Below are 15,347 nucleotides of genomic sequence, written 5' to 3' on the forward strand. Positions count from 1 at the left end.
TTCTTGTATTATGAATGGTACAATAGTAACACGTATGGAGAGGAAATACAATAGTTTTGCCGAAATAGTCATAAAGTATCCAAAAACGGTTTTAATTATGCAGAAAATGTGAAAAATTATAAATGCTTTTTTGGAAAAACTGTGCTATACTCTTTTTTACGAAACGAAATGAGGAAAAAGATATGAAGAAAAACAAAGCAATTTGGATGGTGGTTATCCTGACAATAGGACTTCTTGTCGCAGTATCAGGATGTAAATCATCAAAATCCCAAAAAGGAGAGGAACAAAACAAGATTACGTCATTGGATGATCTTGCAGGTAAGAAAATCGGGGTTCAGCTTGGAACAACCGGAGATTTATATGTGACCGATTCGTATGGTTCGGATAAAAAGACTGGAATTGAACGCTACAATAAGGGCGCAGATGGAATCCAGGCGCTGCTTCAGGGAAAGATTGACTGTGTCATCATTGATGAACAGCCTGCCAAAGAATTCATAAAGCAAAACCCAGGATTGAAGTTTTTAGAGGAAGATTTTGCGTTAGAGGATTACGCATTTTGTATTGCCAAGGAGAATACAGACCTTCTTGAAAAAGTCAATCAGGCATTGGAAGAGTTAAAGGACGAGGGCGTTTTAGATGAGATTACAAACGCTTATCTGAATGCAGATGAAAATGCACCTGCATACGAGAGCGATAATACGGATTACGAAAACGGTGTGCTTACCGTTGCAACCAATGCCGAATTCCCACCTTATGAATATTATGAAGATGGGGAAATTACCGGTATTGACATTGACATTATGAGGGCCGTTGGTGACAAGCTTGGAATGGAGCTTGCAGTCGAGGATATGTCATTTGATTCGATTATTTCAGCGGTGTCAAGTGGAAAGGCTGATATCGGCGCGTCTGGATTTACCGTGACAGAGGAGCGTAAGAAAAACATCAACTTTACGGATACCTATGCAACATCCAGACAGGTCGTGATTGTAAAAGACAGTGAAAGTGCGAAGAACACAAGTTTTTCGGAAAAGTTATACGATAATTTTGTCAAAGAGGGACGTTATCAGTATCTGCTGAAAGGTTTGGCACATACGCTTGTGATTACCTTCTTTGCTGTTTTGATAGGTATTTTATTTGGATTTTTGATTGCAATTGTAAGAACCAGTCATGACCGCAACGGTGGGCTTCCTATCTTAAATGCAATCTGTCAGGTATATCTTGCAGTTGTGCGTGGAACACCTGTGATGATTCAGCTTTTGATTATTTATTATGTTATTTTTGCAAACATCAATGCAAGCAAAATTTTTGTGGCTGTGATTGCATTTGGATTAAACTCCGCGGCCTATGTGGCTGAAATTGTTCGCTCAGGAATTATGGCGGTCGATGTGGGTCAGTTTGAGGCGGGCAGAAGTCTTGGATTAAATTACAGACAGATCATGGTTGCGATTGTGCTTCCACAGGCAGTGAAAAATATTTTGCCGGCGCTTTGTAACGAATTTATCAGCCTGATGAAGGAGACTTCCATCAGTGGATATATTGGTCTGATGGATTTGACAAAGGGAGGCGATATCATCCGAAGCACAACATACGAGGCATTTTTGCCATTGATTGCGGTTGCACTTATTTATTTTGTGCTTGTGATGCTGCTTAGCAGACTGGTGAACCTGTTAGAAAGGAAACTAAGAAATAATGAACGATAATGTAATTTTAGAGGTAAAAGATCTTCATAAGTCTTATGGAAACCATGAAGTTTTAAAAGGGATTTCCACAACGATTGCAAAAGGGGATGTTGTTGCGTTGATTGGTCCGTCCGGATGCGGAAAGTCTACCTTTTTACGCTCGCTGAATTTGTTGGAGCTGCCGACAAAGGGGCATGTTGTTTTTGAGGGAACGGATTTGACAGATAAATCGGTGGACATCAATCTTGTCAGACAAAAAATCGGAATGGTGTTCCAGCAGTTTAATCTTTTCCCGAATATGACGGTGAAAGAAAATATTATGTTAGCTCCGATAAAATTAGGGAAAATGACAAAGGAAGAGGCGTTCAAAAGGGCAGACGAGCTGCTTGGCCGAATTGGCCTGCTTGACAAGGCAGATATGTATCCATCAAAATTGTCAGGTGGACAGAAACAGCGAATTGCAATTGTCCGCACTCTTGCCATGAACCCGGATATTATTTTGTTTGATGAACCGACGAGTGCACTTGACCCGGAGATGGTCGGGGAGGTATTGTCTCTTATGAAAGACCTTGCAAAAGAAGGGATGACGATGGTGGTAGTCACACACGAGATGGGATTTGCAAGGGAAGTGGCAAACCGTGTGATGTTTATTCATGAGGGTGTGATTGCGGAGGAAAATACACCGGAGGGAATTTTTGAACATCCGAAGAGTCAGCGATTGCAGGATTTTTTGTCAAAAGTGTTATAAAAGCATTTTCCCACAAAAAGTGTTAAATATTTGGAATCAAATTATAAAATGATAGGATTGTACTATAAAATATCATATTTTTACTAGAAAGTAACCTCTTGCCGTATTATAATGCAAATAGAAACAGCATATATGGCAGGAGGTTTTTTCTATGGAATTGGGATTATTAGCGCATCGCGCGGCATTAAATGATTGTTATGCATTAAATGAAACACAGCTTGAAATATCAGTAAAAACAGGATATGAAGTCGATCATGTCTATCTATGTTATGGGGACCCGTTTTCCGCCGGTATCATGGGTGGTAATGAAAAATGGAGTGGGGAACGGATTGAGATTACAGAGTGCAGATATTTGGCATATCAGAAAAGATGGACGGTCATGATTGAGCCGCCATATCGAAGATGCAAATATTATTTTGAGGTACATGCAGGGGACGAGGTGGTCTTCTTTTTCGAGGACGGATGCTATACGAAGGAGCGTATGGCAATTCCGGGAAGAAAAGAACAGTGCTTCTTTTTCCCATGGATGAACCCGTCTGATGTCAATGAGACACCAAAATGGGTAGAGGATACGGTCTGGTATCAGATTTTCCCGGACCGTTTCTGTAACGGGGACCCGTCATTAGACCCTTCTTATGTGAAAGAATGGAAATGCGAAAAAGTAGATTATATGGATGTCTATGGTGGAGATTTAAGGGGAATCCGAAACAAGATTCCATATTTAAAAGATATTGGAATTACAGGACTTTATTTGACCCCGATTTTTGAGTCGAATTCCAATCACAAATATAACACCACAGACTATTATAAGATTGATAAAAGTTTTGGTGATGAGGAAGAGTTAAAGGCGCTTGTAAAAGAGGCGCATGAGGCAGGAATCCGTGTGATGTTAGATGCAGTATTTAATCATTGCGGAAATGAGTTTGCTCCATGGCAGGATGTCTTAAAGAATGGACCAGAGTCACCGTATTACGATTGGTTTTTCATTCAGAAGTGGCCATTTAATAAGTCGGATTACAGTACACGTGACGGAAAATTCTTCTCTTTCGCGTTTTACGGTGAAATGCCAAAGTTAAATACTAACAATCCACAGGTAATCGAGTACTTTACGAAGTTGTGTTCCAAGTGGTTAAGAGACTGGGATATTGATGGTATCCGGTTTGACGTAGGAAATGAGGTTTCCCATACGTTTTTAAAGGAACTTCGAAAAGAAGTAAAGGCAATCAAACCGGATGTATTTTTACTTGGGGAAATCTGGCATGACTCCATCCTCTGGCTTCAGGGAGATGAGTATGATTCGGTGATGAACTATCCGCTGGTAGAAAGCATCAACGATTTTTTCATTGATGAAAACCGGTGCGGATTTGATTTTGAGTGCAGCATGAACCGTTGTTATTCCTTATACACCAAGCAGACGAACCGGGTGCTTTTTAACCTGCTGGATTCCCACGATACCGAACGCTTGTATACAAGAACCGGAAATCTTGGAAAATTTTATCAGCAGCTTGCGATTTTATTTACCATGCAAGGAAGTCCATGTATCTATTATGGAACCGAGATTGCCATGCAGGGTGCCCACGACCCGGATTGCAGAAGATGTATGCCATGGGATGAAATTGAGGCAGGAAAATACAAAGACAGAATCGATGCGATAAAGCAGCTGATTTCCATAAGAAAAGCGTATGCTGCATGTAAAAGCGATCAGATTGTCTGGGATAATCATAAAGACCGCGTCATTCATTACCGGAAGTTAGAAAAAGAGAGTGAGACGATTGGTGTTTTGGTGAACGCATCTGAAAAAGAGATTGCGATTCCGGCACATAAGAAGGTTTTATTCTCTTATGGATGTAAGAAAGACAGCGTTTTAAAAGATGGTGTTTGTATCTATATCAGTGAAAATTAAGAAAAAAGGCAGAGATAATGGAAATCTCTGCCTTTTTAGGTGAAACTTAGGCGAAAACGGAATGCAATTTTGACTTAAATTTGATACAATAAGAAAGAACGTTATAAATTAGGGTACGTGCAATTAAATTTGAGCCTGCAGATGCAGACGGCAGAAAGGCATGGTTGATAAAATGAAGGACACAATAGAGAGACTGAGAGAGTGGGGATGTGACATGGATGGAGCCATGGAGCGTTTTTTAAATGATGAAGATTTATACAGAGACTGTTTAAATGCAGTGATAGAGGACGAGGCATTTGACGGATTAAAGACGGCGTTAGATGCACATAATGCACAGGAAGCGTTTGGCTATGCCCATACGTTAAAGGGTGTGCTTGCCAATATGGGACTTACCCCGATGTTTGATATTATCACATTGCTTGTGGAGCCACTGCGCGCAGGTAATTGCGAAAATCTGATGCCACAGTATGAGAAATTAATTGAGAGCCGTGAAAAATTAAAAAGCCTGATGTAGGAAAGTACGGTTTTATCATGCAAAAACGGGACAGCTTGAAATAGAAGGACAGCGGAAAACATGAGAATTTTTTGTGCAGGAATTGAGGAACTTACCAAAGAAGTCTATGAAGAAAAAAAACATCTTCTGACGAAAGAACGAATCGAGCGGATAGAAAGATTCCGTCATGAGGGAGATAAAAGGAGAAGTTTTGGTGCGGGACTTCTTTTAGAATATGGCCTCCGTCTTTACGGATATACGCAAAGAGAACTTTCCTTAAAGAAAAATGAAGCAGGAAAATATCAGGTGCCGATAGCATTGGGTCTGCATTTTAATCTAAGCCATTCAGGAGACCGCGTTGTGGCTGCATTTGATGAGCAGGAGATTGGAATTGACGTAGAGCGGCAAAGAGAGACAAAACTTCAGGTCGCAAGGCGTTTTTTTACGGAGGAGGAATACCGGTTAATCAGACAGCAGAATTCCAGAGAAGAACAGGAGAAAATGTTTACCAGAATCTGGACAAGAAAAGAAAGTTATGTGAAAGCAATCGGGCTTGGTCTAAGAATCGATTTAAGAAGCTTTGATACGATTGCAGATGAACTTGGACAGACCGGATATTTTTTTCATACTTATGAAGAAAAGGATTCCTACACCATATCAGGGTGCGCTAAGAATCGGAATTTCCCGGAAAAAATTGAATATGTGGACCTTAGGTGTGTTTGACATGAAAAATGAAATTGGCTATAATTTAATTCTATATGAGTAGAATTTTTTATAGCTTTTTTATGTAATAGGAATTTGGTTTTACATCAGAAAGACGGGTGTGAATGTTTGTTTCGCATAAGAAGGAGAAGCTAGAAGGAGAGGAATTTTCATGTACGACGAGTTGACCGAACAGGATATAAGGAAAATGGAAGAAGAGATTGAGTACCGGAAACTGGTAGTCAGAAAACAGGCGCTTGAAGCGGTAAAAGAAGCGAGAGCGCAAGGAGACCTCAGCGAGAATTTTGAGTATCACGCTGCCAAAAAAGATAAGAATCAGAATGAGAGCCGGATTCGCTATCTGGAAAAGATGATTAAGACGGCGCGGGTGATTTCGAGTGATTCCGCCGAAGATGAAGTCGGAATGAACAATACGGTGGAAGTTTACTTTGAGGAAGATGATATGGTGGAGACTTACCGCATCGTCACGACGATAAGAGGAAATTCCTTAAAAAATCTTATCAGCAATGAGTCACCACTTGGCAAAGCTCTGCTGGGTCATAAAGTGGGAGACCGCGTGGAAGTAAAAGTAAATGAGAATTATTCCTATTTTGTTGAAATCCGAAAAATCGAGAATACATCGGATGAACAAAACGATAAGATAAGAAGTTTCTAAAAGAATAGGGATATCGCAAAAATAGATTTTACGCAAGAATGGAGAAAAAGATGAGACTGACAGAATTATTACAAAAAGAAGAAGTGACAATTTCCTGTGAATTGTTCCCACCAAAGTTAGGAACACAGCTGGAAAATTACAAAAACATTGTAAAGCAGATGGCGGAATTAAAGCCTGCATATATGAGTGTCACTTATGGCGCAACAGGTGGAACGTCAGATTATACGGTAGAACTTGCCAATGAAGTTTTGAATGTGAATCATATTCCGGCATTGGCGCACTTAACCTGTGCATCTTCCACGAAGGAGAAAGTTGCTTCTGTGATTGAGGAATTAAAGGAAAAGAAAATTGAGAATATCCTGGCGCTGCGTGGTGACATTCCACAGAATGTAGATTTCCCACTGCCGAATCAGTATAAACATGCCAGTGAACTGATTGCGGATATCAAAGCACAGGGTGATTTTTGTATTGGTGGCGCATGTTATCCGGAAGGACATCCAGAGGCAGATACGATTTACGATGATTTAGCACATTTAAAGGAAAAAGTGGATGCCGGATGTGAATTTTTGACAACACAGATGTTTTTTGATAATAATATCTTATACAATTTCATGTACAAAGCATTGAAGATGGGCATTGATGTTCCGGTTGTAGCAGGTATTATGCCGGTTACCAATGCGAATCAGGTAAAACGTATCATGTCATTATCCGGAAATATGGTTCCGCCTAGATTTCTTGCAATTGTAGATCGTTTTGGCGCAGATCCGGATGCTATGAAACAGGCTGGTATTGCGTATGCAACCGAACAGATTATTGATTTGATTGCAAATGGAGTCAACCATGTACATATTTACACAATGAATAAACCGGATATTGCGGGCGCAATTTTAGATAATCTTTCTTATATTTATAAACGTGATGAAAAATAGTGGGTCAATCAGTTTGAGATAGTGATGGGAAGGTATGATAGATAAGATGGAAGAACAAAAGAAGGGCGTTGTCATGCAAGAGGAACAGGATAAGAAACAGGGAACAGAAAAGAAGAAAAAGAAAAAGAAAAAGCCAGACACCATGACTTTCATTTGTATGGTGGTTGGAATTTTATTGATTGTGTTTGCATTAAGCCAGCTGATACCGGTTTTGTACCATTATATAACAGAGGAAAATGCATATGAGGATATGCGGGAAGAATATGTTTCGGTAGATGACGCTAAGAAAAAGAATGGAGAAACAGAGGCAGATAAGAACTGGTGGTATGAGAATATTTCTGTTGATCTTGAAGCGTTACAAAAAGAGAACAAAGAGGCAGTCGCATGGATTCGTTTTGATTCGATGGATTTAAGTTATCCTGTGATGTATTCCGGCGATAATGAAAAATATCTGCACCGTGATCTGGACGGAAAAGACAGCAAGGCGGGAAGCCTTTTTATCGATGAAAAGAATTCACCGGATTTTTCAGACCGGGATACCATTATCTATGGACATAATATGAAGAATCTGAGCATGTTCGGCCGGTTGAAAAAGTACAAAAAAGATGGATTTTACGACGATAATCAGTATTTTACAATCTATACGACTACAAAAGCTTACCGTTATCATATCTTTTCTTATTTTGATATTGATGAGACAAACGATTTCTTCTTTACAAGTTATGAATCGGATGATGCAATGGCGAGTCTGATTTCGACGATGAAGAAAAAGTCTTATACCAACACCGGTGTTGAGGTATCAAAGGAGGATAAGGTTGTGACATTATCGACCTGTTCCGCGGAAGGATACCGTTTCCTGGTGAATGCGGTATTAGAGGAGGAACATGATATGACAACGCAGGATAAGACGACACAGGAGGAAGAATAAGAATGAGACCGGAAGAGTTAAATCATAAACTGACTGAGATGATACAGGCGACAAAGGAAGGAAAAATTCACTGGAACGTACAGGTACAGTCAACGGAATCCAACGATATTTCAGACAAGCCAAAAGTAGAAGAGGATGGATTGACCTGGACGGTGGATGAGTTTTATGTATCCTACTATTGTAAATATAAAAATCAGGATTTTTTGCTTACCACCTATGAGATGATTAAGAAATCAGATGGTAGGACCAGAACCTCAAACATGATTTTTCTGCCACCACTTGGGAACCGTTTTTTCAATTTGCATACGCTGCTTCCATATAGTGTGGAGGCATCTGCAGTCCTGGTCAGCCAGTGCTGCAATCTTTGGAAACTCCTTTTAGATATGTATAAAATCGACCATTCCAGCGTATATTTAGAGGTAAATCCAGGGAAATTAGAGATTGAAGAAGAATGAAACATACAAAATTTGACAATAACCTTGAAAAATTATAAAAAAAGTGTTAAAATTTTAACATCTGGTAATACCAGAGGAAAACATAATAGTATAAATAATTTTTTCAAGGGAGGAGAATTATTATGTTGTTTCAAATTTATGGAGATAACTCCATGTGGCAGCTTTTAGGCTGGGTATTAGTATTTGCTAGTTTAGTAATTGCTAATGAAATTGCTCGTCGTACAAAAGTCGGTGGACTTCTTTGCTTCGTAGCATTACCACTTGTATTAACCGTTTACTTTATTGCAATTTATGTTTCTGCAGCAGCAGGAGCAGAATGGGCACTCAACAATGACACATATGTACATATGACAAGTTGGTTCCATTATGCAAAATTATATGCAGCAACAGCTGGATGTATCGGCTTCATGATGATCAAATACAAATGGGGAGTTGGTAAAACTCACTGGTTCAAGGCATTCCCATTTGTTATCGTTGCTATCAACATCTTAATCGCTGTATGCAGCGATTTCGAATCTGCAATCAGAGGTGCTCATGCATTAGCTGAAACGGGTTCCAGATGGTGGTTATCTAGCGAGGGCGTATGGCTCTATGGTGGATGGTGGAACGTTGTAAATGGTATCGCCGGAATCCTTAACATCTTCTGTATGACAGGATGGTGGGGAGTTTACTCATCCAAGAAGAAAGACGATATGTTATGGCCAGATATGACTGTATTCTTCATCGTTGCATATGATCTTTGGAACTTTGAGTATACATACAACAACCTGCCTACACATGCTTGGTATTGTGGTCTTGCGTTATTACTTGCCCCTACATTTGCAAATGCATTCTGGAACAAAGGTGGCTGGATTCAGAACCGTGCTAACACACTTGCATTATGGTGTATGTTCGCTCAGGTATTCCCATTATTCCAGGATCAGGGTAAATTCGCAGTTATCACAAGACTTTACTCCGATGGATTCATGGACAAAGCAACACATCCTACAACAGCAGATCCTACTGCACAGGGCGTTGTTTCAATCATCGCACTTGTTGCTAACGTAATCGTTCTTACTATTATCATCAAACGTTCTATCGAACAGAAGAAGAACCCTTACAAAGAAGAAATCTTCAAAGGAACAAAAGACTTTGAACTTGCTATGGCAAGAGTAGAAGACTAATAGCAAATTGCAAAAAAATTCAGACGAAAATTTAGTAAATTTTCGTAGTACCATTTCTCTAATGGGAGGAATGATAAAGGAAGAAACCGTGAAAATATCCAATTTTTCACGGTTTCTTTTTGCGTTATTGCACATTGAGAAACCTTTGAAAAAGAAATATAATTAAATTACGAAAAAATGCGAAAAAATTTGGGGAGGTTTTACAAATCAAAAAAGTCGGAAAATGGGAGAAAAAAGGACTATTTTTGTAGGAGAGGTACCTAAAGAAGTATTTTTTCGAAAAAAGAAGGAGAAGGGTGAAAAAGATGAAAAGGTTTTTCAAGAGAGCAGTCAGTATGGGGCTGATTGCTACACTGGTGGCAACATTACTGCCATCTTCATTTGGATGGTCTCTGACAGCAAAAGCTGCAGAAAATACGGTTGTCGTTTCGGACCTTATGCAGGTTAAAATTGGTGAAACAGTAACCGATATGCAACTTTATCGAAATGGCGTCTATGAGGCAGCATGTAATCTTACCGCAGGTACCTATGAGGCAAATCTGTTGGTAAATGGCGAGACAGTAGGAGATGCGGATAGCGTTACAGTATCCGCAGATGAGACGGTATATTTCCGTTACCGGGATGGGGTGTTCCAGGATTCTGTCAGTGATAACACATTAGTACATAGCGCTGCGATTGTTGGTAATTTTATGGGCATAGAGTTCTTGAGTGATTCAGAGGATGAAACTTCCCGGTATGACATTGCTAGCTGGAATCCGGAAGATACCAATGCCGAGCTTGCATACATTGGCGGTGGACTGTATGAAAGAACATACTATTTCAAAGAGTTAACAGAAGATGTGGAACTTGCAGACGGTGGATATAAGGTAGCATTTGATGATGCATGGGGCAGTGATTTTGGAAATGGAAGCAGCAATATTGCACTGACTATTCCGGCAGGAAGCACATCGCTTACCGTACTTTGTGATGAAATTAACAGAGTTGTTTATGATTCCATCCGTACACCGGATTTTGTCATCAAACAAAACAGTGGTGATGTAAATGCAAATGCTTTTCACACAACCGTTTCCTTAATTGGAACAGCAAGATGTGATGAGGCAGCAAACTGGTCAGCAGGTGCAACTGGATATGAGTTCTCCCAGATATCCGACACGTTATTTCTTTATCAGAAGGTGTTTGCAGCTGGCAATTATGAATACAAATGTGTATTCAATTACAGCAATTGGTATGAGGCAGAGGGTGGAAATAAAAAATTAGCCATTGAAGCGGATAATACCAATGTCATATTTTTATATGATACGACAACAGGACTTTTGAAAGATTCCTTGAACAATGCAAGTGAAGTAGCACAGGCTCTTGGCATGGAGGCTGAACCAGAGGCACCGGCTGAGGCAAAAGTAGAAGATTTAGCAAATGGTAAGACAAGATTTACCATGCCGGTTCCACAGGGTAGTTCCGTAGAGCTTTACTATGCCGCAAAAGCAGACGTAGAAAAAGATGGTGCGTCGGCGTTTGAAAAGCTTGCACTGAATAAAACAAAAACAGAAGAAGAGACAGGAAATGATGTTTACCAGACACAAGATTTATTCTTAGGTGACAACGCAATTGATGCTGTATACTACTACATGGTAGATGGAAATAAGCAGTTGGATTCTTCGAATGATACAGTGACCGTTAATGGGGAAAACTATTCTTCCTATACGAGAGATGCATTTAAAGGACGTCTTGTCAATGTGCCGGGTACATTCCCTGGTCCAAGCTGGGACGCAGCTTCCAATAAGATGACTTATGTTGGAAATGGTATTTACCAATATACATTTAAAGATGTTCCTGCAGCAAATTATCAGTTTAAGATTTCGTTTGGTTCCTGGGACGAGAACTATGGTGTTGCCGGAAAGCCAGGCGGAGACAATTATAGCCTTACCGTACCGGAAAAACAGGATGTAACGGTTTATTATAGTGATTTCAGTCATCTTGCAGTGACAAGCATTGATTATGTATTTGCAGATATTTCCTTATTGGGAACCGGTATTCCTGCAGATACCAAATTGACAGACGAAGGTCTAACCGGTATCTATTCGGTAACGGTTCCAATGAAAAAAGGAACTTATACAGACTTGAAATTACACGATAACAAAGAAAACGTTTCCTATGAATTTGGAACTGTAAAAGTAGACGAGGATAAGGATGTCACCTTCTATTACGATCCAAGTTCTGAGGTATTCTACTGTGATGCCTCCAATGAACCGATTGAAGAGGAACATATTTATTACAACACAAAATCCAGCGACTGCAAGAGCGTGTATGGAGCAGTTGCAACCGGGGAGGATGTTACGTTTACCATTCAGACCGGAACGGATATCAAAAATGTACGTCTTGTGGTAAAGGGTGTTGAAAAGAAAGTATTACCACTCGAAAAAACAGGAGACGTTACAGACGGCGTACAAAAATGGAGCGTTACAACCAACTTTTCCAAAATCGGTGAAGTACAGTATTATTTTGTATTATCAAATGGTTCTGCAGTAAAAATTTATTCAGATGATGACGGATATTATGGAGAGGGAATGGTTACCGATTTAACCAATATCAAACCATACGATTTGGTTGTTTATCAGGATGGATTCAAGACACCGGACTGGATGAAGAATGCGGTAATCTATCAGATTTTCCCAGAACGTTTCTTTGACGGTGATGTCTCAAATGATTTTGCACAGACATCTGCACGTGGCGAGACGGATTATGAATACATTACAGACTGGGATACATTACCGGAGAATCCAGAGCAGGAGACAAAATTAGACGAAGATACTTATAAGTCAACCGGAGCATACTATGGCGATGGCAATTGGAGTAATGAGATTTACGGTGGAGATTTAGCCGGTATCACAGACAAAATTGATTACTTAAAGGCACTTGGTGTCAATGTTATTTACATCAATCCGGTATTTTCTTCTATTTCCAGCCACCGTTATGACACCAGTGATTATGAGATGATTGATCCAATCTTAGGCGATTTAGGTGACTTTAAGGAACTTGTAAAGACAGCAGAAGAAAATGATATGCACATCGTATTAGACGGTGTATTCAACCATGTTTCTGATGATTCAAAATATTTTGACCGTTATTACAAATATTTAGAGGCTGGAACAACAGCAGTCGGTGCATACCCATATTGGGCTTATGTTTATGATAAAATGGCTGCTTCTGGCATTGACCAGGCAACAGCTGAAAAAGACGCAAAAGAATACTTTAAGACAAATTATGGAATTACAGACTTTTCTTATACAGAATGGTTTGCAGTTTCAAATGACAGCTACATTACAGATGACAACAAAGAGGTTGTCAAAGATAACGTTGGACTTCGTGCCGGAAAACCAGTGTACAGCTACGAAGGATGGTGGGGTTATGACAGCATGCCTGTTATTAAGTCTACCAATGGTTCGGAATATCAGTCTGGAAACTGGGGCGAAAAGATTATTGGAAATGAAGATGGCACAAGTGTAACCCAGTACTGGCTGAGCGAAGGCTCTAACGGATGGAGATTGGACGTAGCAAACGAGGTTTCCGATGAAACCTGGCAGAAATTCCGTGAATCGGTAAAAGCATTGGACAGCGATGCAGTGATTATCGGAGAAATCTGGGATGACGCAACCGAGTATCTGTTGGGAGATATGTATGATTCTGTTATGAACTATGTCTTCCGTAATGCAGTTCTCTCTTATGCAAAAGGTGGTTCCAAAGAGGATATGGAAAAGACCTTGGAAAAAATCAGAGAGCGTTATCCAAAAGAAGCATTTTACGCCATGATGAACCTGGTTGGTTCTCATGATACATCACGAGTTCTTTCTTACTTAGATGGAATCGATGACGACAGAAAAGATACCTCAATTGGGGCAGCATTCCCAACTTATGAGAAAACATCCGATCTTGCAAAACAAAGACAGTATCTGGTAGCATTTTTACAGTTTACGTATGCAGGTGCTCCAACCATCTATTATGGAGACGAAATTGGTATGGTTGGTGCAGATGACCCGGATGACAGACGTGCATTTACCTGGGGAGAAGGAAATAAAGAGCTTGTTACCTGGTATGCAACATTAGCAGACATCAGATCGAACTACGCAGCACTTCGTACCGGAGATGTCACAGTCTTTGACGCAAAAGCAGAGGATGGTACAACATGTGACAGCATTGTTTCTTATGTAAGAAGTGATGATAAAGATACTTTGGTCGTTCTTGCAAACAATGCACAGGAAGAAAAGACAGTTGTAGTTGATTTGAATGAATTAGGTGTAAATGAGACAGCTTTGACAGATTTGATTAGTGGAAGCGTAGTAAATGCGGCAGGTGGAAAAGTAACCGTTACGGTACCTGCACTTAGCGGCATGATTTTAACAGCAGATGCAAAACAGACAACTGTTGATGAGGCTGCATTAGCACCAGCTTATGACCCGGCTTACAAAGTAGCACAAAGAGTGGTTGCAACAGATGTAACATTAGCAAAAGACAAGATTACTTTAGACAGCGGTAAGACAGAAAGCTTAAAGGCAGTTGTGACACCAGACAACGCGACACAGGGTGGAGCTGTTGTATGGTCATCCAGCGATGAAAAAGTAGCTTCCGTTGATGCAAACGGCGTGGTAACAGCAGTAGGTGCAGGAAAAGCTGTGATTACGGCAACCGCAAAATACAGTGTAAATCAGGTATCTGCGTCCTGTGATGTTACCGTAAATGTGAAGAAGGATGATTCCGGCAAGGGCGATGATTCCAAGAAAGATGACGATTCTAAGAAAGACGATGATTCCAAGAAGGATGATTCCAAGAAAGATGATGATACGAAGAAGGATGAATCCAAGGCAGAAGGCAAGGTTGTAAGCTATACGATTACAAGCAGTGCAGACTGGACAAAACTTGCGGATGAACTTGGAACCTTATCAGAGGATGCAGTTGTTGAGGTAACAGCAACCAAAGATACAGAGACAATTCCAAGTGGTGTGTTGTCAAAACTTGCAGGAACGAAGATTGTCATGAAAGTGAAACTTGAGAATGGCATTACCTGGAAGATAGATGGAAGCAAACTTACAGCAGGAAAAACATATGCGGATGTCAATTTAGGCGTTACAAAGAATACCGCAAACATTCCAGCAGGTTTGATTCAGGCAATTCCAGATACCAAAGCAACCGTTCAGATTTCACTTGCCCACAGTGGAGAATTCGGTTTTGAAATGACCATGAACGTTCCACTTGGAAGTGAGTACAAGGGCTTGTATGCAAACCTTTATTATTACAATCCAAGCACCGGTAAATTAGAATTCGTGCAGGCAGTAACAATTGGCGAAGATGGCTCTGCAGATTTGAAGTTTACACATGCAAGTGATTATGTAATCGCAATCAGCGAGAAAAATCTGGAACATGCAAATGTAACACCGGCAGTTGATACAGGAGACCATGCGCCAATGGCAATGCTGTTTGTCGTATTGCTTGGCATGGGATGTGTAGGAGCAGGTGTTTACCGAAACAGAAGACAAAAGAGAGCATAGACAGCAAAGGTAAGACATTTTATAGAACTGAAAAAGTAAAAAAAGTCCCCCGAAGGGAATCTCAATATTACATTAGATTTCAAATCTAATAAAAGGAGAAACCTTCAGGGGATTTCTTATTTTATAAAATT

The 15,347-nt window shown here is 40.1% G+C and carries 11 protein-coding genes; all 11 read left to right on the top strand.

Annotated features, from left to right (window positions below):
- Positions 1-182 precede the first annotated feature (182 nt).
- The 11 genes from BIV16_RS04070 to BIV16_RS04120 all read left to right on the top strand — a co-directional run bounded on the left by BIV16_RS04070 (position 183) and on the right by BIV16_RS04120 (position 15,216).
- The gene (locus BIV16_RS04070; RefSeq protein ID WP_075679227.1) at positions 183-1,700 is read left to right on the top strand and encodes an ABC transporter substrate-binding protein/permease; all 1,518 of its coding nucleotides are present in this window, start codon (positions 183-185) and stop codon (positions 1,698-1,700) included.
- Positions 1,690-2,427 (top strand): amino acid ABC transporter ATP-binding protein, encoded by a 738-nt coding sequence (locus tag BIV16_RS04075; protein WP_075679226.1) that lies wholly within the window; start codon positions 1,690-1,692, stop codon positions 2,425-2,427. The genes BIV16_RS04070 and BIV16_RS04075 overlap by 11 nt, the downstream gene beginning before the upstream one ends.
- Before the next feature lie 151 nt (positions 2,428-2,578).
- Positions 2,579-4,330 carry a glycoside hydrolase family 13 protein gene (locus tag BIV16_RS04080; protein WP_075679225.1) on the top strand — a complete coding sequence of 584 codons (1,752 nt, stop codon included), beginning with the start codon at positions 2,579-2,581 and terminating at the stop codon, positions 4,328-4,330.
- A gap of 160 nt (positions 4,331-4,490) precedes the next feature.
- Positions 4,491-4,844, top strand: a complete 354-nt coding sequence (locus BIV16_RS04085; protein ID WP_242940307.1) for an Hpt domain-containing protein — start codon at positions 4,491-4,493, stop codon at positions 4,842-4,844.
- Between the two features lie 60 nt (positions 4,845-4,904).
- On the top strand, positions 4,905-5,546 hold the full coding sequence (locus tag BIV16_RS04090; protein ID WP_075679224.1) for a 4'-phosphopantetheinyl transferase family protein: 642 nt from the start codon (positions 4,905-4,907) through the stop codon (positions 5,544-5,546).
- Positions 5,547-5,697: 151 nt separating this feature from the next.
- Positions 5,698-6,201, top strand: a complete 504-nt coding sequence (gene greA, locus BIV16_RS04095) for a transcription elongation factor GreA (protein WP_075679223.1) — start codon at positions 5,698-5,700, stop codon at positions 6,199-6,201.
- A gap of 50 nt (positions 6,202-6,251) precedes the next feature.
- The gene (metF, locus tag BIV16_RS04100) at positions 6,252-7,130 is read left to right on the top strand and encodes a methylenetetrahydrofolate reductase [NAD(P)H] (protein WP_075679222.1); all 879 of its coding nucleotides are present in this window, start codon (positions 6,252-6,254) and stop codon (positions 7,128-7,130) included.
- Positions 7,131-7,164: 34 nt separating this feature from the next.
- A complete protein-coding gene (srtB, locus tag BIV16_RS04105) occupies positions 7,165-8,058 on the top strand; it encodes a class B sortase (protein ID WP_242940306.1) in 894 nt (297 codons plus the stop codon).
- 2 nt (positions 8,059-8,060) lie between these two features.
- Positions 8,061-8,513 carry a hypothetical protein gene (locus BIV16_RS04110; RefSeq protein ID WP_075679221.1) on the top strand — a complete coding sequence of 151 codons (453 nt, stop codon included), beginning with the start codon at positions 8,061-8,063 and terminating at the stop codon, positions 8,511-8,513.
- A 122-nt stretch (positions 8,514-8,635) separates the two neighbouring features.
- Positions 8,636-9,676, top strand: a complete 1,041-nt coding sequence (locus BIV16_RS04115) for a DUF5692 family protein (RefSeq protein WP_075679220.1) — start codon at positions 8,636-8,638, stop codon at positions 9,674-9,676.
- A gap of 305 nt (positions 9,677-9,981) precedes the next feature.
- Complete coding sequence (locus tag BIV16_RS04120) at positions 9,982-15,216, top strand: alpha-amylase family glycosyl hydrolase (protein ID WP_075679219.1); 5,235 nt, start codon at positions 9,982-9,984, stop codon at positions 15,214-15,216.
- Positions 15,217-15,347: the final 131 nt, after the last annotated feature.

This window comes from Roseburia sp. 831b (assembly GCF_001940165.2).
In the GTDB taxonomy this organism is placed as follows: domain Bacteria; phylum Bacillota; class Clostridia; order Lachnospirales; family Lachnospiraceae; genus Roseburia.